At 60.1% G+C, this 17639-nt stretch carries 16 protein-coding genes; 12 read left to right on the forward strand and 4 right to left on the reverse strand.

Annotated elements, in window-relative coordinates; all coding sequences use genetic code 11:
* The first annotated feature begins 129 nt into the window (after positions 1-129).
* From htpG to PH552_RS17395, 4 genes are all read left to right on the forward strand, one after another.
* Positions 130-2019 carry a molecular chaperone HtpG gene (gene htpG, locus PH552_RS17380; protein ID WP_183764060.1) on the forward strand — a complete coding sequence of 630 codons (1890 nt, stop codon included), beginning with the start codon at positions 130-132 and terminating at the stop codon, positions 2017-2019.
* A 275-nt stretch (positions 2020-2294) separates the two neighbouring features.
* On the forward strand, positions 2295-3068 hold the full coding sequence (locus PH552_RS17385) for a siderophore-interacting protein (RefSeq protein ID WP_183764063.1): 774 nt from the start codon (positions 2295-2297) through the stop codon (positions 3066-3068).
* A gap of 378 nt (positions 3069-3446) precedes the next feature.
* Complete coding sequence (locus tag PH552_RS17390) at positions 3447-5141, forward strand: type I secretion system permease/ATPase (RefSeq protein ID WP_210278915.1); 1695 nt, start codon at positions 3447-3449, stop codon at positions 5139-5141.
* A complete protein-coding gene (locus PH552_RS17395) occupies positions 5138-6448 on the forward strand; it encodes an HlyD family type I secretion periplasmic adaptor subunit (RefSeq protein WP_183764069.1) in 1311 nt (436 codons plus the stop codon). Before PH552_RS17390 ends, PH552_RS17395 begins: the two co-directional genes overlap by 4 nt.
* 90 nt (positions 6449-6538) lie before the next feature.
* Here the strand turns inward: PH552_RS17395 and eglC are convergent, their stop codons facing one another.
* Positions 6539-7975 (reverse strand): endo-1,3-1,4-beta-glycanase EglC, encoded by a 1437-nt coding sequence (gene eglC, locus PH552_RS17400; RefSeq protein ID WP_183764072.1) that lies wholly within the window; start codon positions 7973-7975, stop codon positions 6539-6541.
* 226 nt (positions 7976-8201) lie between these two features.
* Complete coding sequence (locus PH552_RS17405) at positions 8202-9125, reverse strand: LysR family transcriptional regulator (RefSeq protein WP_113249709.1); 924 nt, start codon at positions 9123-9125, stop codon at positions 8202-8204.
* A gap of 149 nt (positions 9126-9274) precedes the next feature.
* Between PH552_RS17405 and PH552_RS17410 the strand changes: the two genes are divergently transcribed.
* The 7 genes from PH552_RS17410 to PH552_RS17440 all read left to right on the forward strand — a co-directional run bounded on the left by PH552_RS17410 (position 9275) and on the right by PH552_RS17440 (position 14350).
* On the forward strand, positions 9275-10123 hold the full coding sequence (locus PH552_RS17410) for a DODA-type extradiol aromatic ring-opening family dioxygenase (protein ID WP_112342304.1): 849 nt from the start codon (positions 9275-9277) through the stop codon (positions 10121-10123).
* A gap of 109 nt (positions 10124-10232) precedes the next feature.
* Positions 10233-10655, forward strand: coding sequence for a DoxX family protein (locus PH552_RS17415; RefSeq protein ID WP_112342303.1), 423 nt, complete (start codon positions 10233-10235; stop codon positions 10653-10655).
* A gap of 161 nt (positions 10656-10816) precedes the next feature.
* Entirely contained in the window at positions 10817-11719 is a 903-nt protein-coding gene (locus tag PH552_RS17420; RefSeq protein ID WP_112342302.1) for an NADP-dependent oxidoreductase, read from the forward strand.
* A 418-nt stretch (positions 11720-12137) separates the two neighbouring features.
* Positions 12138-12698, forward strand: a complete 561-nt coding sequence (gene msuE, locus PH552_RS17425) for an FMN reductase (protein ID WP_112342301.1) — start codon at positions 12138-12140, stop codon at positions 12696-12698.
* Positions 12699-12749: 51 nt separating this feature from the next.
* Positions 12750-12926: a hypothetical protein gene (locus tag PH552_RS17430; protein ID WP_162736953.1), complete on the forward strand. Its 177-nt coding sequence runs from the start codon at positions 12750-12752 to the stop codon at positions 12924-12926.
* 65 nt (positions 12927-12991) lie between these two features.
* Positions 12992-13576, forward strand: coding sequence for an RBBP9/YdeN family alpha/beta hydrolase (locus PH552_RS17435; RefSeq protein WP_112342300.1), 585 nt, complete (start codon positions 12992-12994; stop codon positions 13574-13576).
* A gap of 114 nt (positions 13577-13690) precedes the next feature.
* Positions 13691-14350: a peroxiredoxin gene (locus PH552_RS17440; protein ID WP_112342299.1), complete on the forward strand. Its 660-nt coding sequence runs from the start codon at positions 13691-13693 to the stop codon at positions 14348-14350.
* Between the two features lie 63 nt (positions 14351-14413).
* Here the strand turns inward: PH552_RS17440 and PH552_RS17445 are convergent, their stop codons facing one another.
* On the reverse strand, positions 14414-15316 hold the full coding sequence (locus PH552_RS17445) for a LysR family transcriptional regulator (protein WP_112342298.1): 903 nt from the start codon (positions 15314-15316) through the stop codon (positions 14414-14416).
* A 94-nt stretch (positions 15317-15410) separates the two neighbouring features.
* Between PH552_RS17445 and PH552_RS17450 the strand changes: the two genes are divergently transcribed.
* Positions 15411-16445 (forward strand): aldo/keto reductase, encoded by a 1035-nt coding sequence (locus tag PH552_RS17450; RefSeq protein ID WP_112342297.1) that lies wholly within the window; start codon positions 15411-15413, stop codon positions 16443-16445.
* A 73-nt stretch (positions 16446-16518) separates the two neighbouring features.
* Here PH552_RS17450 and PH552_RS17455 read toward each other — a convergent pair whose 3' ends face one another.
* A complete protein-coding gene (locus PH552_RS17455; protein WP_112342493.1) occupies positions 16519-17550 on the reverse strand; it encodes an aldo/keto reductase in 1032 nt (343 codons plus the stop codon).
* Between the last annotated feature and the right edge of the window lie 89 nt (positions 17551-17639).

The raw sequence follows: 17639 nt of genomic DNA on the forward strand, positions 1-17639 counted from the left end.
ATTTCTAACCGTGAAAGAAAGGCCATTCGCCCATTTTGAGTCTGGCATGACAACGCAAGCTTGAAATTTCCCTCGTCTTCCGCCACCTGTTCGGCGCGACGTTCAACATTCCCAGGAGACTAGACGCATATGACAACCACCGCCGCAGAAATGACCGCCGAGAGCCACGTCTTCGAGGCCGACGTTGCCCGCCTTCTGCATATGATGGTTCACTCGGTTTATTCGGACAAGGATGTCTTCCTGCGCGAGCTGATCTCGAATGCGGCCGATGCCTGCGAGAAGCTGCGCTATGAGGCGATCGCGCAGCCCGGCCTGCTTGCGAACGATCCCGACAGCGGCATCCTGCTGACGCTCGACGCCGATGGCAGCAAACTCGTCGTCGAAGATAACGGCATCGGCATGAGCCGCGACGAGATGATCGAGGCGCTGGGCACGATCGCCCGTTCCGGCACGCGCGCCTTCATGGAGCGCATCGAGGCCAATAAGCAGGGCGAGGGCGCGCAGCTTATCGGCCAGTTCGGCGTCGGCTTCTATTCCTGCTTCATGGTGGCCGACCGCGTCGATGTCGTCTCGCGGCGCGCCGGTGCGGAAGATGCCTGGCTTTGGTCTTCCGATGGCAAGGGCGGCTACAGCGTTGCGCCCGTCGATGTCAGCGAAGCGCCGGCGCGCGGCACCCGCATCACGCTGCATCTGATGGAAGATGCCAAGAGCTACGCTTCGCGCTGGAGCGTCGAGCGCATCGTCAAGGAACAGTCCGGCCATGTGCCGGTGCCGATCAAGATCGCCGAAAAGCCCGGCGAGGAAGCGACGCAGCTCACCGACGGCACCGCGCTCTGGACGAAATCGAAGAACGATATCACGGCCGAGGAATATACCGATTTCTATCGCGGCGTTTCCGGCCAGTATGACGAGCCGGCGCTGACGGTGCATTTCCGCGCTGAGGGGCGCCATGAATATTCAGCGCTCGCTTTCGTGCCTGGCTCGCAGCCCTTTGACCTCTTCGATCCCGATCGCAAGGGCCGCATGAAGCTCTATGTGAAGCGCGTCTTCATCACCGATGAAGCCGAATTGCTGCCGCGCTATCTCCGCTTCGTGCGCGGGCTGGTCGACACGTCGGACCTGCCGCTCAACGTCTCGCGCGAGATGATCCAGGAAAGCCCGATCCTGACGGCGATCCGCAAGGGTGTGACTAATCGCATCATCACGGCGATCGAGAAACAGGCGGAGAGCGATCATGACGCCTTCCTGAAGATCTGGGAGAATTTTGGCAGTCTCATCAAGGAAGGCATCTATGAGGACTTCGAACGTCGTTCTCAGCTTCTGGCACTTTCGCGCTTCCGCACCACGACGTCGGGCGACGGCTATCGCTCGCTTGCCGACTACATCAAGGATGCCAAGGAAGGCCAGCAGTCGATCTACTATCTCGTCGGTGGCAGCCTGGAGCAGCTGAAGGCTTCGCCCCAGCTTGAAGGTTTCCGTGCCCGCGGCATCGAAGTCCTGTTGCTGACCGATTCCGTCGATAGCTTCTGGGTGACCAACGCCCCGGAATTTGAAGGCAAGAGCTTCAAATCGATTACGCAGGGCTCTGCTGATCTTGCCCAGTTCAAGAAGCAGGACGAAGACAAGCCTGAAAGCGAAAGCGCGCCCGCCGAAGTCCAGGCATTCCTGGACTATGCCAAGCAGAAGCTGGCCGATGAGGTCTCCGATGTGCGCGCATCCGACCGTCTGATTGAAAGCGCCGTCTGCCTCGTTGCCTCCGAGCAGGGTTATGATCGCCAGTTGGAGAAGATCTTGCAGGGCGCCGGCCGTCTACAGTCCGGCGCCAAACCGATCCTGGAAATCAACATGGATCATCCTGTCGTCAAGGCCATTGCCGCCAAGGCCGATTCACCGGCCCTGCGCGATGATGCCGCCTTCCTTTTGCTCGATCAGGCCCGCGTGCTGGATGGCGACAAGCCTGCCGATCCGCGCGCTTTTGCCGAACGTCTGGCACGGCTGATGGAGAAGGCGCTGCAGTAATCCAACGGGATCGGCACGGCTCGAAACGGCTGTGCCGATCCATTCGCGGAGGGCTGCGATCACGTTATGCTGAGGCGCAAAAAACTTGCCTAAATTTATCATCTTTTCGTTGCGGGGCGAGGGCTCTTCTTCTATAAAAATGTCAGATTGGCAGGGCCTTGCTCTGCCACGTAAGCGTTAACGTCACTCAACGCGTATGATCGAACGGCTCTGCGGCTTCGGTCTGCGCGACTGTGTCCTGCGGATCGAGATCGAAGCGCCTCGAAAGGACACCGATGGATACCCCTCATAATTCCAACCCGGCCATCTCCGCCCCGAAGATCGAGCGCGTGCGGCATGAGCTGAAGCGGCGCTCTTTGACGGTAACGGCAATCGAGAGGATCACGCCCGGCATGCTGCGCATTCGGCTGACCGGCGAAGACCTTGCCGATTTCGTCAGCCTGGCGCCCGACGACCACATCAAGGTTTTCGTAGCCGGCGCGGGCGAGGAGATGGAGCGGCGTGATTATACGCCCCGCCATTACGACACCGACGCGCGCACGCTCGTCCTCGATTTTGCCGTCCATGAGGCAGGCCCCGCCACGCAATGGGCGCTCGACGCCCGCGTCGGCGACAGGCTGGAGATCGGCGGTCCCCGCGGCTCGGCCGTAGTGTCCGCAGATATCGAGAACTGGCTGCTCATCGGCGACGAGACGGCGCTGCCGGCCATCGGCCGCCGGATTGAGGAGGCGCCTGCGGCTGCGCGCATAACGGCGATCGCCGCGGTTGCGGATGCTCACGAACATCAAGCATTTCAAACCGACGCGCAGCTTGATATGCACTGGGCGCATCGGCCCCTTTCGGAGGCGACCGATCCATCCCCTCTCTTGAAGATATTGCAGTCGATCGATGTGGTTTCCGGCACTTTCGTCTGGATCGCCGCCGAGGCTTCCGTCACGCGCGCCCTGCGCTCCTACCTCGTCGAGGAACGCGGTTATCCGCTGAGCTGGATCAAGGCATCGGGCTATTGGGTCAAAGGCAAGGCAGACACGACGGAGAAATTCGATTGAATGCGGGACGCAGGCGGCAAGACGCCGCCCGCGTCTCAATGTTGATGGATCAGGCATCTTGCCGGAATCGGCTGCTGCCCCATTTCATGGCCCAATCGTCCCGGAAAGGGATAAGGCGTTCCATGATAAGCTTGGGTTCATCGAAATTGCGTTCCGTAGATTTCGATTTCCTGAATTGGATGGGATCGTCGAAGGTTAGGCGTGAAGAGGGCGTGGTGGCGGAGACCGCTCCCGATCGCTTTGCGGGTTCATGGCGCCGAGCGGGAGGCGGTACTTTGGACGTCATGTCGATCCCTGCCGTGCACGACGGCTAATATTGAGGATAAAGCCAAGGTGCTTGCCGTCCCGAAAGACCCTCCGCGGACATTTATCGCGTTGATGCTGTCGGCGCTTCGCAAGGCCTTCGCCGGTATCGCGCTGGCGAGTGCCGCCATCAATATATTGGCCTTGACCGGCTCTTTCTTCATGCTGCAGGTCTATGACCGGGTCATTCCGAGCCGCAGCCTGCCGACATTGTCCGGCCTCGTCATCATCGTTGCGGTCCTCTTCCTGTTCCAAGGCATTATCGAGTTCCTGCGTTCCATGCTGCTTGTTCGTATCGGCATGTCGCTTGATGAACGATTGAACAAAAAGGTCTTCCGCTCGCTCCTGTTCCTGCCAACCAGGAAACAGACGTCGGACGACGGCTTGCAATCGGTCCGCGATCTCGAGCAGATTCGTTCCTTCCTTTCTGGTAACGGCTCGACGGCGCTTTTCGATCTGCCGTGGGTGCCGTTCTATCTGATCCTTTGCTTTCTGTTCCATTTCTGGATCGGCTTCACGGCTCTGTGTGGTGCCCTTTTGCTCGTCGGCATTACAGTGCTTGCCGAACTGCTGTCGCGTCGACCGGCTGAGGCGGCGGCCAAGTCTTCGGCCATGCGTCTCGGTTTCGCCCAGGCGGCGCGACGCAATTGGGAGGCGGCCATTGCCATGGGGTTTGTTGGCCGTCTGAGCGAGAAGTGGGCGGCCATGAACGGCGACTATCTCCGACATCAGCTGGCGGCGAGCACGATCGTCGGGGCACTCACAATCGCTGCCAAGATGGCGCGCATGATGCTTCAGTCCGGCGTTCTCGCCGTCGGGGCGATCCTCGTCATTCGGCAGGAGGCGACGGGTGGCATCATCATTGCCAGTTCGATCCTGGTGACACGGGCGCTGGCGCCCGTCGAGCTCGCGATCGGCCAGTGGAAAGGCCTTGTCGCCGCGCGTCAGGGCTGGGTGCGGCTTGCCGCGCTCCTCGACGTCGTGCCGCCCGAGCAGCAGGCCTTCGCTTTGCCGCCGCCGTCGCGCGAGCTTAGCGTCGAGAATATCAGCGTTACTTCTCCAGGCAGCCGCGATCTCATCCTGCGCAATATCTCGTTCAGGATATCGTCGGGCACGGTGCTCGGCGTCATCGGTCCGAGCGCGTCGGGCAAGTCCTCCCTTGCGCGGGCGATCGCCGGCCTATGGCCGGTTCCCCTTGGCGCCGTGCGGCTCGATCGTGCCGCGCTGTCGCAATGGAATAGCGACGAACTCGGTCGGCATATCGGCTATCTGCCGCAGGATGTGGACCTGTTCGACGGCTCGATCGCCGAAAACATTTCCCGGTTTGCCGAGGAAGTGGATACGAAGCCGATCATCGCTGCGGCGAAGGCTGCGGGGGTTTACGACATGATCGTCAAGCTTCCGGATGGCTTCGATACGAGGATCGGCGAGAGCGGATCGCGCCTTTCAGCCGGGCAGAGGCAGCGCATAGCCCTGGCGAGAGCGCTTTACAACGATCCATTCCTGGTGGTTCTCGATGAGCCGAACTCCAATCTGGATGCGGAGGGAGAGGCCGCGCTGACCGAGGCCCTCGCAGGCGTGCGGAAGCGCGGCGCCATCGCGATCGTCATTGCCCACAGGCCAAGCGCCCTGGCCGCTGCCGATACCGTCATGATCGTTGCCGGCGGTCAGGTTCAGGCGTTCGGTCCGAAGAAAGACATACTCGGGCCATCGCCCAAGCAGGTCGGAACGACGCATTTTGCCGTTGCCGGCGGGGAGACGCACGGATGACCGACAAGGCTTCGCCATCGACCGAACGGACGATCCGCCGCCTGTCCCTGCTTGTGGTGGCGGCCGTAGCGCTGCTGTTTGGTGTGATGGGCGGCCTTGCGGCGGCGACCAGGATTTCCGGAGCGGTGATTGCCTCGGGCACGCTTGTCGTGGACAGCTATGTGAAGCCGGTGAAGCACCTGAAAGGCGGGATCGCCCGCGCGATCCTGGTGAAGAACGGCGATCATGTCGCGGCCGGCCAGGTGCTCGTGCGCCTGGACGACACGCAGACCAAGGCCAACCTTGCCATCATCCGCAAGCGGCTGAACGAGCTTTCCGCCCGCACGGCGCGTCTGGCGGCGGAGCGCGACGGCAGGCAGGATATCGCCTTTCCCACCGAACTTCTCTCGGACGCTACTGACGCAGATGTCGCGGCTATTCTGGCAGGCGAGCGCCGGCTCTTTCGCGATCGTCAGATATCGCGCGACGGGCAGAAATCGCAGCTTCACGAGCGCATTCAGCAGCTCAGGCAGGAGATTGACGGTCTCGTCGCCCAGGAAGAGGGCAAACGCCAGGAGATCGCGCTCATCGCCAAGGAGCTCGGCAGTCTCCAAGGCTTGCTCGATCAGGGCATCATTTCGGCGACGAAGGTCTATTCGCTGCAGCGGGAAAGCGCTTCGCTGAACGGCGATCTCGGAAACCTCGTCTCGTCGATCGCCCAGACCAAAGGCAAGATTGCGGAAACCGAGCTGCAGATCCTGCAGATCGATGCTGACCGCAGTTCGGAAGTATCCGAGCAATTGCGCCAGGCGGAAAGCGATAGCGGTCAGTTTGCCGAGCGCCTTATCGCCGCCGAGGACGATCTGAAGCGGATCGACATCAAGGCGCCGCAGTCAGGGATCGTCGATCAGCTGAGCATCCATGCCGAAGGGGCAGTCATTTCGCCGGCAGAAGCGATCCTGCAGATAGTCCCGGATAAGGATGCGCTGGTAGCGGAGTTGAAACTTGCGCCGCAGGATATCGACCAGATTACCGTGGGCCAGGCGGTATCCCTGCGCTTTCCCGCCTTCAATCAGCGGATCACCCCGGAGCTGAACGGGCATGTCGATACGATCTCGGCGGACCTGACGACGGATCAGCGTTCGGGACAAAGCTATTATGTCGTACGGGTCAAGGTGGCAAAGCCGGAATGGGATCGGCTGGGGCAGCTTACACCGCTGCCCGGCATGCCTGTGGAGGCCTTTCTGCAGACGGGCGAGAGAAGTGTTCTTGCCTATCTGACAAAGCCGATGACCGACCAGATCCGGCGGGCGTTCAGGGAGGATTAGGGTGGTTTCGACCGGGTTACAGTCTCTTCCCAGCGGCCGCCCGATTTGCGTCGGACGGCCGCTCTGGAGTGCGTCGAGTTCCGAGACCGCTCAGATATGCCAGTCCGTCGTATGGGCTGATTGGGCCGAGGTGGTGAGCTGGGCGGCATGATCGTCCAGGGAATAGGCCTTGATATAGTCGATCTTCATCTCGGACCCGTTCGGGAGTCCATCAGTCGGCGTGCCCGCCACGCCGCCGACGGCGAGATCGACGAGCATATACATCGGGCCGTGCATATCAGCCGGCGTATCGGCATGGGCGACGGCGACGTCGTCGAAATACCAGACGATCTGATCCTTGTCCCAGAGCACGCCGTAATTGTGGAAGCCGTTCGTGCTTGGGACTTCCACTGGAATGGACGTTTTCGTGTGCTCGCCGGTGGCATTCGAATGAACAGTCACATTGACAGTGGTGGGGTTCTGCCCACGCATTTCCACGACATCGAGCTCCGGCGGCCATGAGCCATCCTCCGGCAGCAGCCAGAAGGCTGGCCAGACGCCCTGATTATGCGGCATCTCCGCCCGCATTTCGAAATAGCCATAGGTCTGGGAGAAGGTGGAGTGGGTGGTCAGAAGGCCGGAGGTGTAATCATGGTTCTCGACGGTCGATTTCAACGCATCCGGCGTCTGTTTCGCCGTGATGGTCAGAACGCCGTCCGAGACGGAAAATGGGTTTACGGATGCAGTCGGCGCGTAGGACGGATTGATGTACCATTGCAGCTCGTCATTCAGGCTGCTGCCCTTGTCCGGCGCCCAGGAATATTTCGCATCCCAGGTGCCCTGCGTTCCCTCGTGCAGCGACAGCGTATTGAAATCGTCCGAAAAAGTCTGCGTCAGCGATGCTCTGTCGAGCCCGAGCTGAAACTGATCTTCATGCAGATCGGAGATGGTCTTGTTGGCGAAGACCAGACTTTCGCCATTGCCGAGATCGAGCCGGACATTGGCGCCTTCCTGCGTGGAATGGCTGACAACCTGATCGAAGGACGTCAGGCCGTATTGATTGAGCCGAACCTTGTCGTCATCGCTGAAGTCGGCGATGAGATCGCTGCCGTTACCCTTGGTGATGAGGAAGGTATCAGCCCCGCCGCCGCCAATGAGCACATCGTTGCCGCCGCGTCCGTCGATGGTCTGGCTGCCGCTACCGCCGGTGATGATGTTGTCGGCGTCGTTGCCATAGGCGTGACGGTTGTCACCCGTGACGGTAAGATTTTCGACATTGGCGGGCAGCGTGTAATCCATCCAGGTGTTGATGGTATCGATGCCGGCATTGGGGGCTTCATAGACCCGATTGTTGCTCGAGTAGATATAATAGATGTCGTCGCCTGTGCCGCCCATTAGCGTTACGTTGACGGTGTTGTCGCCCCATATGGAATCATTGCCAGCGGTACCGTAGAGGGTCGGTCCCGAGCCGGTGGCGGAAAAGAAACCTGTCGACGTACCGCTATAGTAAAGCGGTTGTCCAAGAGCATTCAAAACTGAATTGGGCATGAGAAACCTCTTCCTTGGTGCCGGACCAGCTCCTCCACCGATCTAATATTTCTCCCCACTCATATGCATCAGATAGCGTGCATTGTTTTTCCGCCCAGCCCCGGCGGCAAGTTTTTTCGCCGCTATCGCCAAGGATGGGAGCGCTATGGGCGGATAAGCGGAAACGCCCGCGTCCGTTCCGCTTTCTTGCTGTGCCGCCCTGGCGTGACTTGCAGATCAGGCAGGCCTATGTCGCCAATTGAGTCTCGGCCGACATCGGGCAAAGGCTTTTTCGGGAGGCGAGGAAATCGATGAAGGTGCGAACTTTGGCGGAAAGGTATTTTCTGGTGGGATAGACCGCATGCAGGGTGGCTTTGAATGTCACATCCTCAGGCAGAACCATTTCCAAGTGGCCATCGGCGACGTCGGCCTGTGTCATCCATACCGGCAAAAAGACCAGGCCCATGCCTTCCAATGCTGCCAGATGCAGCATGATTTCGTTTTCGCTTTGCATGACCGTGCGGAAGCTCACTGTTTCAGGGCCTTTCCTCCCATCGAGTGCGAAATTGCCACTCGCATTCATGCCGCTATAGGCCAGCAGTGAATGACCATTGAGATTGCTCACCTCGGCCGGACGCCCGGTGCGCGCGAGATAAGCGGGCGATCCCACGAGGTGAAAAGGGACCTGCAACAAGGGACGTGCGACGAGGCCGGGATCGAGCCGCCCCGGTGTTGTCGCACGCAGGGCAAGATCGAAGCCTTCGTCGACCAGATTGACGATCCGGCCGCTGAGATCCATGTCGAAGCGCACGTCCGGATAGCGCTGGTGATATTCGGCGAGCGCGCGTGCGACAAGCGCATTTGCTATCCACACCGGAGCGCTCAATCTCAAGGTTCCGCGCGGCATGACGGTGACGTTGCTGACGGCCGCTTCCACTTCGTCAAGGCCGTCAAGCATTTGTCGGCTCTGGTTGAAGTAGAGCATACCGCTCTCCGTCATGCTGACATGGCGGCTGGTTCGGTTCAGCAAGCGAGTGCCCAGCCGATTTTCCAGATGCATGACATGTTTGCTCGCCATTGCAGGCGAGAGACCAAGGCGATCGGCTGCGGCGGTAAAGCTCTTCAGCTCAGCCACCGTGCAAAAGACCCGCAGGCTCATCAACGTATCCATAGATCATCAACATAGAGGAAATGTTCCTTCAATGTAAGTCGCATTGATCAATGATAATGAAAGATCAATTTGCATTGCGCGACGCTGCGTAACTCATCACCTCTCTGGTTTTGAGGCTGGTGGCAGTCGCCTCGAAAGGATGCAACACCGTGAATAAGTTTCGCCTCCCAACCTATTTCATCAGCCATGGCGGCGGTCCCTGGCCATATATGACCGGTGATTTCCGCAGTAATTTCGACAAGCTCGAGCAATCCTTGATCGACATGCGTCTTGAGCTCGGCAATACGGTCCAGGCAGTACTGGTCGTTTCCGGTCACTGGGAAGAGCATGGTTTCGCCATATCATCAGGTGCCCATCCGGGGATGGTCTACGACTATCACGGCTTTCCGGAATATCTTTACAGCATCAAATACGGCGCGCCCGGCTCGCCGGAACTTGCCAGGAGCGTGCAGGCATTGCTGCAGGAACGCGGCATCGAGGCAGGGCTCAATCCGACCCGAGGCTTCGACCATGGCACCTTCAGCATTCTCAAGCCGCTCTATCCCGAAGAAGATGTTCCGGTCGTTCAGCTTTCGCTCGATGCCGGCTACGATCCCGCCCTGCACCTTGAAGTCGGGCGCGCGCTGGCCCCGCTGCGCGACGAGGGCGTTCTGATCATCGGAAGCGGCCTCAGTTATCATAATCTTCCCGCAATGCGCGGGAAGGAGGGCTACGAACCATCCCGGCAGTTTGACGCCTGGCTCCAGCAGATCCTGGTCCATTCGTCCGCCTATGAGCGCGCAAAGCTGCTGCTCGAATGGGAACAGGCACCATCTGCCCGCGCGGCACATCCACGCGAGGATCATCTCATTCCGTTGATGGTGGCTGTCGGCGCGGCAAGGGATGAACCGGGCGCCGTCACCTATCACCAGACCGATTTTGCAGGCGGGCTTACGGCATCCAGCTTCCGCTTCGGCGATGTACCGGCATTGGTGGCAGCCGACGGATCAGCCAAATGAGCGAGCTGTCGAAGCGTACTCACGCCGCTGACGGGGCCTCCGGACGGAAAATCTCAAACTCAAATCCATCGCCGGTTGATGCACTCAACGGCCAATCAGGAGAAGCACTATGTTGAATACCACCAAATGGACGCCCCATGTTCTCGGGATTTTGCGGATCGTCACCGCGCTGCTGTTCCTTGAACATGCGACCATGAAGTTCTTCCAGTTCCCAGCGGCAATTCCCGGCGTAAGCTATCCGTTGCCGGCCATCATGCTCGCCGCCGGCGCCATTGAAATCGTCACCGGCCTGCTGATGACCATCGGTCTCTATACGCGCATCGCTGCCTTTGTCGCATCGGGCGAAATGGCGGCCGCTTATTGGATGGCGCATGCACCTCAGGGCTTCTGGCCGGCGCTCAACATGGGTGAGGCCGCCATCATGTTTTGCTTCATCTTCCTCTATATCGCCTTTGCCGGCGCCGGCAGCTGGGCATTGGACAACGCCCTGCGCGGCTCTTCGAAACAGGTATCGCTCACGGAACGAGCATGAAGCCAATGCGCTCCCGTCATTCGATGGGAGCGTGTCATCCAAGCGATCTGAATAGCGGTCGGCGTTTCTTGCCGATCCGGTAGCCCATTCATTGGCCTCCTCGACGCTCTGCACAGGAGCCGGAATCCGTAGAGGCCATAGCGAACCCATGGAGACAAGCAATGAAGGCTGTGCTTCTGAAATCCTATGGCGACATCGATCAATTCGAAATCGGCGATATTCCTGCGCCAAAGCCGGGTGCCGGCGAGGTTTTGATCAAGATCGAGGCATCGGCCGTCAATCCGTTCGATCTCATTTTGCGCCAGGGTTTCATGTCGCAATACATTCCGCTTCCGCTCCCGGCGGTTCTAGGCGGGGACGCCGCCGGCACGATTGCAGACATTGGCGAAGGTGTCGAAGGGTTGGCGGTTGGCGATCGCGTCGTAGTCGATTTCCCCGCGAATGGCAAAGGAGCGCATGCCGAATTCGGGCTCGTTCCAGCCACCTCCGTTGCCAAGCTGCCCGCTGCGTTGAGTTTCGAGCAGGGAGCGGCATTGGTAAAGGCTGGCCTGACCGGGAGACAGACTGTGGATGCCTTGGGTGTCAAGACAGGTGACCGGGTATTGATCTCGGGTGCGCTCGGCTCCGTCGGCCGTGCCGCCATCCAATATCTCAAGCAAATAGGTGCCCAGCCGGTCGCGGGCGTTCGGCCCGAGCGGATGGGCGAGGCGCGCGAGCTGGTCGGGGAAGGCGTGGACATTACCGTGCCGGCAAAGAGCCCCAGCTTTCAATATGCCATCAGCGCCGCTGCGCCGGTGGCTAAAAATCTCATCGAAAATGTGGTCGATGGCGGCCAGGTCGCAAGCATTGTTCCAGTACCCGAGGACGCCAACCAAGGCAACCGCGTGGCCATCCGCGAGCTCTATCATCGAACCGATGCCGCAACGCTTGACGCGGTTCTCGACGCTGCAGCGCGAGGATTGCTGCTGATACCGATTTCGCAGGTTTTTGCCCTGGAGGAATTGGGCTTGGCCCAAGATGCGGTCGCCAGGGGAGCACAGGGTAAAGTCGTGCTCAAGCATTGAGCATTACAGCATCGGTGGTAGCGCAATCTTCGCCATTGCAGCCGCCAGCAGGCGCTGAAACGACGTTTTCAGTCCCGCTTGCTGGTTCGATAGCCTTTGCCAAAAAGCCGATCAATTGATGACAGCGTCAGTACTGGGAGCACGTGTCGCGATCCGTGGCACGTGTTTCATCATATGCACTTCGCTTGGCAAAGATGGCGCCCGCCGCTGCTCGATGAGTAGGTGCTGAGGCCCTGCGAGCCGGGTTGACCAGCCGGCAGCCTAAGCAGTGACGCCGGAGGGCATGAGGCGGGAAGAGATTTTCCGTTTCCAGTGGCCCAGGAGATCACCGTTCCTTTTAATCTACCATTTTTGTGGACAATATTCGCATTATCGAAAACGCATGTGATTTCCGAAAGGGATGAGCGAAAGGATGAGAATGAGTGCGCCCAAACTCGTCGGCTTTGCCGGCAGCTTCAACAGGCCGTCGAAGACCTACGCGCTGGTGCAGACCGTTGCCGACCTGGCAAGCGAGCAATATGGCTTCACCAACAGGGTTTACGATCTGCACGATGTCGGCGCCTCGCTCGGACTGGCGAAATGGCGCAAAGATCTGGACGATCAGGCGAGAAGCGTCATCGATGAGATCGTGTCGGCCGATGCTCTCGTCATCGGTTCGCCGACCTTCAAGGGATCCTATCCCGGACTGTTCAAGCATCTGATCGACCTCATCGATCCGCATGAGCTGCGGGCCAAGCCGATCATCATCACGGCGACCGGCGGTGGAGACCGGCATGCGCTGATGGTCGAACATCAGCTGCGGCCGCTCTTCGGCTTCTTCATGGCCCATACCTTGCCGACGGCGGTCTATGCATCGGATCGCGATTTCGCCGACTACAAGGTGTCGTCAGAGCCGCTGGCCAACCGCATCAACGAGGTTGTCGGCGAGCTCGGGGCCTTTTTCCCGCATCCGGTGACGAGGCTTGCCGCTGCGGAATGATGGGCGGTGACGCCCGAACGTCTTGGATTTGTCACCGGAATGGAGGCTTACATGAGATGGAATGTCATCAGCCGCCTGAAGACGATTTTTGCCGGTCCCGCGCTGCAGAGGGTGGATGTTCGCACGCGGTCCGTTGACTGGGTTGAATCTGTGGAGCGGGAACGAGAACTCTCCGCCCGTGACTACGAGATCTATTACTGGTGCTCCACGCCGGCGCCCTGGTATTGAAAGGAGGTGCCTTTGATGTCGTGTCGCGAATTGAGTTTCCTATCGTTATTCGTCGCGAGGCTTCCATGACCAGAGTACTGATCGTGCCGGGTCTCTTTGGCTCGGGTGAGGGGCATTGGCAGCGTCACTGGCTGCAGGATCATCAGGATGTCCAACTAGTCGAGCAGGACGATTGGGATTTTCCCCATCTCGGCAGCTGGATGGAAAGGCTGGAGGAAGCGCTGGAAGAGGCCGGCGATGCCTATATCGTGGCGCACAGCCTGGGCTGCGTATTGACGGCAAGATTGGCCGGCCGTCCGGCCGCGCGAAGGGTCAAGGGAGCGCTGCTCGTCGCACCCTGCGACATTCCGGTGACGGAAGCCCTGCATGCCGGGCATCTTTCCTTCGGCACGATGCCGACGGAAGCCTTGCCTTTTCCCAGCATCACGATCGGAAGCCTGAACGATATCTATATGAGGCTCGACCGGCTGACCTTGTTCGGGCGGCTCTGGAATTCCGATGTCCGCAATATCGGCCTTGCGGGGCACATCAATATTGCCAGCGGCTTCGGGCGCTGGCCAAGCGGTTATGGCTTCCTGGAAATACTGAAGAGCCGCAGCAGACATCGCCAGCCGCAGGGGTTTTCGAGGGCTGTCGCCGTTTCCATTTAAAAGAAGGCTTTTCATATCGAACGTTCGACGCCATTGTGCTGCGGATGTTCTGATCGTACCCCACATCGGCGCATTCAAGGCGAGCAACGGGGGCAGAACTTTGGAGGTAAGACAATGAGTTTGCGCATCAACGATATCGCCCCGGATTTTACGGCCGAGACGACACAGGGCGAGATTAAGTTCCATGACTGGATCGGTAATGGCTGGGCCGTGCTCTTTTCGCATCCGAAGAACTTCACGCCGGTCTGCACGACAGAGCTCGGCGCGATGGCCGGCTTGGAAGGCGAATTCCGCAAGCGCGGCGTCAAGATCATTGGCATCTCTGTCGATCCCGTCGAAAGTCACGGTCGCTGGAAGAACGACATCAAGACGGCGACCGGTTTCGATGTCGACTATCCGCTGATCGGCGACAAGGACCTCAACGTCGCCAAGCTCTATGACATGCTGCCGGCCGGTGCGGGCGAGAGTTCGGAAGGCCGCACGCCGGCCGACAACGCCACCGTGCGCTCCGTCTTCGTCATCGGGCCCGACAAGAAGATCAAGCTGATCCTCACCTATCCGATGACGACGGGCCGCAATTTCGGAGAAATCCTGCGTGCGATCGACTCGATCCAGCTGACATCGAAGCATCAGGTTGCCACACCGGCAAACTGGCAGCAGGGCGAAGACGTCATCATCACGGCAGCCGTCTCCAACGAAGACGCTATTGCCCGTTTCGGCTCGTTCGACACGGTGTTGCCCTATCTGCGCAAGACCCGCCAGCCATCAGCCTGATGGGGATCAGCGGTTGAAATTTGCAAAAAAGGTGATGCGGCTCCAAAAGCCGCATCACTCTTTTCAAAGGCTGACGTTTTCACGCAGAAACTCCAGCAGCGCGCGCACGCGGGCCGGCAGCGGGCCGCCCTGGCCGATATAGACGGCATGGAACTCCTCGATATCGCCGGGGTTTAGCTCTTCAAGGACCGGCAGCAGGCGACCAGCCGCGATATCCGATCCGACGGTGAAGGCGGCAAGCCGTGCCAGACCGGCACCACCGAGCGCAAGGTGGCGCATGGCCTCTCCGTCGCTCACCTGCAGACTGCGAGGGGGCGGTACCGTCGCGATCTCGCCGTCTACCAGCAACGGCCAGCCTTCGATTGCGCGGGAATAGGCAAAACCGATGCGGCAATGTTTCTCCAGTTCTCTTAAGGAGCGGGGCGTGCCGTGCCGCTGCAGATAAGCTGGCGAGGCGACGATGACCTTACGCGCTGCTCCAAGCTTGCGGGCCGTCAGACTGGAGCTCTTCAGCGGTCCGGCGCGGATTGCGACATCGGCCCGCTCTTCCATCAGGTCGACGATCCGGTCTGTGTGAAAAATCTCCAATGAGATATTCGGGTGCAGCGCCATGAAGGCGGGCACAAGCGGGGCCAGCACATGATTGCCGAAGGAGCCGCTGGTGTTGATGCGGATATGGCCGGCAGCCTGCTCTCCCGCCGAGGCGTGGCGTTCGGCCTCGGCGATATCGGCGAGGATGGCAACGCTCCGTTCGAAGAATGCGCAGCCCTCGGGGGTTAGCTGCAGCCGCCGTGTCGAGCGGTTGATGAGACGGGCGCCGAGACGCCTTTCCAGCCTCGTGATGAGTTTGCTGACCGCCGAGGGCGTCATGCGGCAGGCCATGGCGGCGGCAGTGAAGCCACCAAGCTCCACGGCGCGCACGAAGACTTCCATTTCGCCGGAACGATTGATTTCTTGGCGGCTCATGATGAATTAAAATCACAAATCAATTTCTGATCGGCAATCTATATCATGCCTTTTTAGCAGTCTATCTATCTGAAGAACCAACAGGAGATAGACGATGGACTACAGAAATCTCGGCGCCTCCGGCCTGCGCGTCCCCGTGCTCAGTTTCGGCGCCGGCACGTTTGCCGGTAGCGGGCTCCTCTTCAGCGCCTGGGGTTCGACGGATGCGACGGAAGCGCGCCGTCTGGTCGACATCTGCCTGGAGGCGGGCGTCAATCTCTTCGATACGGCGGATGTCTATTCGGCAGGCGCATCGGAGGAGGTGCTCGGCCAAGCGATCCGGGGCAGGCGGGATGCCGTGCTGATCTCGACGAAGACAGCACTGCCGATGGGCGACGGGCCGGCCGACTGGGGGAGTTCGCGTTCGCGATTGATCACATCGGTCGACGCCGCCTTGCGGCGTCTCGGGACCGATTACATCGACCTTTTACAATTGCATGCTTTCGATGCCTCGACGCCCATTGAGGAAACGCTTTCCACACTCGATGGCTTGGTGAAGGCGGGAAAGATCCGCTACATCGGCGCTTCCAACTTCGCCGGCTGGGAGCTGATGAAATCGCTCGCGATCTCCGAGAAGTACGGCTACGCACGCCATGTCGCCCATCAGGTCTATTATTCGCTCGCTGGCCGCGATTACGAATGGGAATTGATGCCGCTGGGTCATGATCAGAACGTCGGCGCCCTGGTCTGGAGTCCGCTGGCATGGGGCAGGCTCACTGGCAAGATCCGCCGCGGCCAGCCATTGCCCGAAAAGAGCCGCTTGCATGAGACGGCGTCATTCGGCCCGCCCGTCGATGACGAGAAGCTGTTCGATATTGTCGATGTGCTGGATGAGATTGCTGTCGAGACCGGAAAGAGCGTGCCGCAGATCGCGATCAACTGGCTGCTGTCCCGGCCGACGGTTGCAAGCGTCATCATCGGCGCGCGCAATGAGGAGCAGTTGCGCCAGAATCTCGGCGCGGTCGGCTGGACGCTTTCGAAAGAGCAGATCGAGAAGTTGGACAAGGTGAGCGAGCTGACGGCTCCCTATCCCTATTTTCCGTATCGGCGTCAGGAAGGCTTTGCGAGACTCAATCCGCCGCTGGTCTGACGCGGCAGGTATTCCTGTGGACCATGGCAACGAAGGCGGCGGAGCAAATTGGCTGTCCCGCCGCCAACAGCATTTAGCGGCCGCCCTCCATCTTGCGATGGCGCTGGTTCCTGCCGCTCTCGCCATAAGGATAGGCGGCGGGCTGAGGAGCGCTGATCTCGTTCAGCCTGTCCATTTCCGCCTCCGTGAGCTTCAGTTCGGCCGCACCCAGATTGTCGGCAAGCTGCTCACGCGTGCGGGCGCCGAGGATAACGGAGGTGACCGCGGGCCGGGCTGCTGTCCAGGCAAGCGCCACCTGCGCCATGGTAACGCCACGCGCCTTGGCGATCTCCTCCACGGCGGCGATGATCGCCCAGGTGCGCTCCTGTGCGTTGCGTGGAGCAAAGGATTCGCTGCCGCGGTTGGGGTTCTCGCCAAGCCGCGTGGCGCCGGTCGGCATTTCGTCGCGCTTGTATTTGCCTGTTAGCCATCCGCCGCCAAGTGGCGACCAGGGAAGCAGGCCCAAGCCGGCATCAAGGCAGGCATCGACGATCTCGAGTTCGATGTCGCGAACGAGCAGATTATATTGCGGCTGCAGCGTCACCGGCCGCGTGTAGCCCTGTGCCTTGGCGATCTCGACGGCCTTGGCGATATGCCAGCCGACGTAATTGGAGAAGCCGTAATAGCCGATCTTGCCGGCGCGCACGGCATCGTCGAGAAACCGCAACGTCTCCTCGATCGGCGTCAGGGCATCCCAGGCATGCATCTGATAAAGATCGATATGTTCGATGCCGAGACGGCGCAGGGAATCGTCCAGCGCCTGGCCGAGATGACGACGCGACAGACCGAGATCGTTCGGACCGTTGCCCATTGGGAAACGGCCCTTGGTTGCGATGATGGCCTGGCGGGCCTCGGCGGGGCGAGCTTTCAGCCAGCGGCCGATGATCTCCTCAGACTTGCCGGCGCTGTAGACATCGGCGGTGTCGATGAAATTGCCGCCCCATGCGAAATAATCGTCAAGAAGTTTATGCGATGCGGCCTCGTCTGCTTCCGCGCCGAAAGTCATGGTGCCAAGGCAATAGGCCGTGACAACGGCCCCGCTTGGGCCGAGCTTGCGATAATCCATTTCTGCCTCCTCTGAACGGAGCGCTGGTGCCCGATCGGCAAAGCGGTCGGGAAAGCCGCAGGCTCCGTGATCCATAGCAATGTGATGCT

The organism is Rhizobium aureum (assembly GCF_030182495.1).
Lineage (GTDB): Bacteria > Pseudomonadota > Alphaproteobacteria > Rhizobiales > Rhizobiaceae > Rhizobium > Rhizobium tropici_C.

Bases quoted from the DNA above. Each gene is read 5' to 3' on its own strand.
- PH552_RS17445 (WP_112342298.1), bottom strand. From the start codon at position 15,316: ATGAGCCGCCAAGAAATCAATCGTTCCGGCGAAATGGAAGTCTTCGTG.
- PH552_RS17395 (WP_183764069.1), top strand. From the start codon at position 5,138: ATGACCGACAAGGCTTCGCCATCGACCGAACGGACGATCCGCCGCCTG.
- PH552_RS17430 (WP_162736953.1), top strand. From the start codon at position 12,750: ATGAGATGGAATGTCATCAGCCGCCTGAAGACGATTTTTGCCGGTCCC.
- PH552_RS17405 (WP_113249709.1), bottom strand. From the start codon at position 9,125: ATGGATACGTTGATGAGCCTGCGGGTCTTTTGCACGGTGGCTGAGCTG.
- PH552_RS17440 (WP_112342299.1), top strand. From the start codon at position 13,691: ATGAGTTTGCGCATCAACGATATCGCCCCGGATTTTACGGCCGAGACG.
- PH552_RS17415 (WP_112342303.1), top strand. From the start codon at position 10,233: ATGTTGAATACCACCAAATGGACGCCCCATGTTCTCGGGATTTTGCGG.
- msuE (WP_112342301.1), top strand. From the start codon at position 12,138: ATGAGTGCGCCCAAACTCGTCGGCTTTGCCGGCAGCTTCAACAGGCCG.
- PH552_RS17450 (WP_112342297.1), top strand. From the start codon at position 15,411: ATGGACTACAGAAATCTCGGCGCCTCCGGCCTGCGCGTCCCCGTGCTC.
- eglC (WP_183764072.1), bottom strand. From the start codon at position 7,975: ATGCCCAATTCAGTTTTGAATGCTCTTGGACAACCGCTTTACTATAGC.
- PH552_RS17435 (WP_112342300.1), top strand. From the start codon at position 12,992: ATGACCAGAGTACTGATCGTGCCGGGTCTCTTTGGCTCGGGTGAGGGG.
- PH552_RS17455 (WP_112342493.1), bottom strand. From the start codon at position 17,550: ATGGATTATCGCAAGCTCGGCCCAAGCGGGGCCGTTGTCACGGCCTAT.
- PH552_RS17390 (WP_210278915.1), top strand. From the start codon at position 3,447: ATGCTGTCGGCGCTTCGCAAGGCCTTCGCCGGTATCGCGCTGGCGAGT.
- PH552_RS17385 (WP_183764063.1), top strand. From the start codon at position 2,295: ATGGATACCCCTCATAATTCCAACCCGGCCATCTCCGCCCCGAAGATC.
- htpG (WP_183764060.1), top strand. From the start codon at position 130: ATGACAACCACCGCCGCAGAAATGACCGCCGAGAGCCACGTCTTCGAG.
- PH552_RS17420 (WP_112342302.1), top strand. From the start codon at position 10,817: ATGAAGGCTGTGCTTCTGAAATCCTATGGCGACATCGATCAATTCGAA.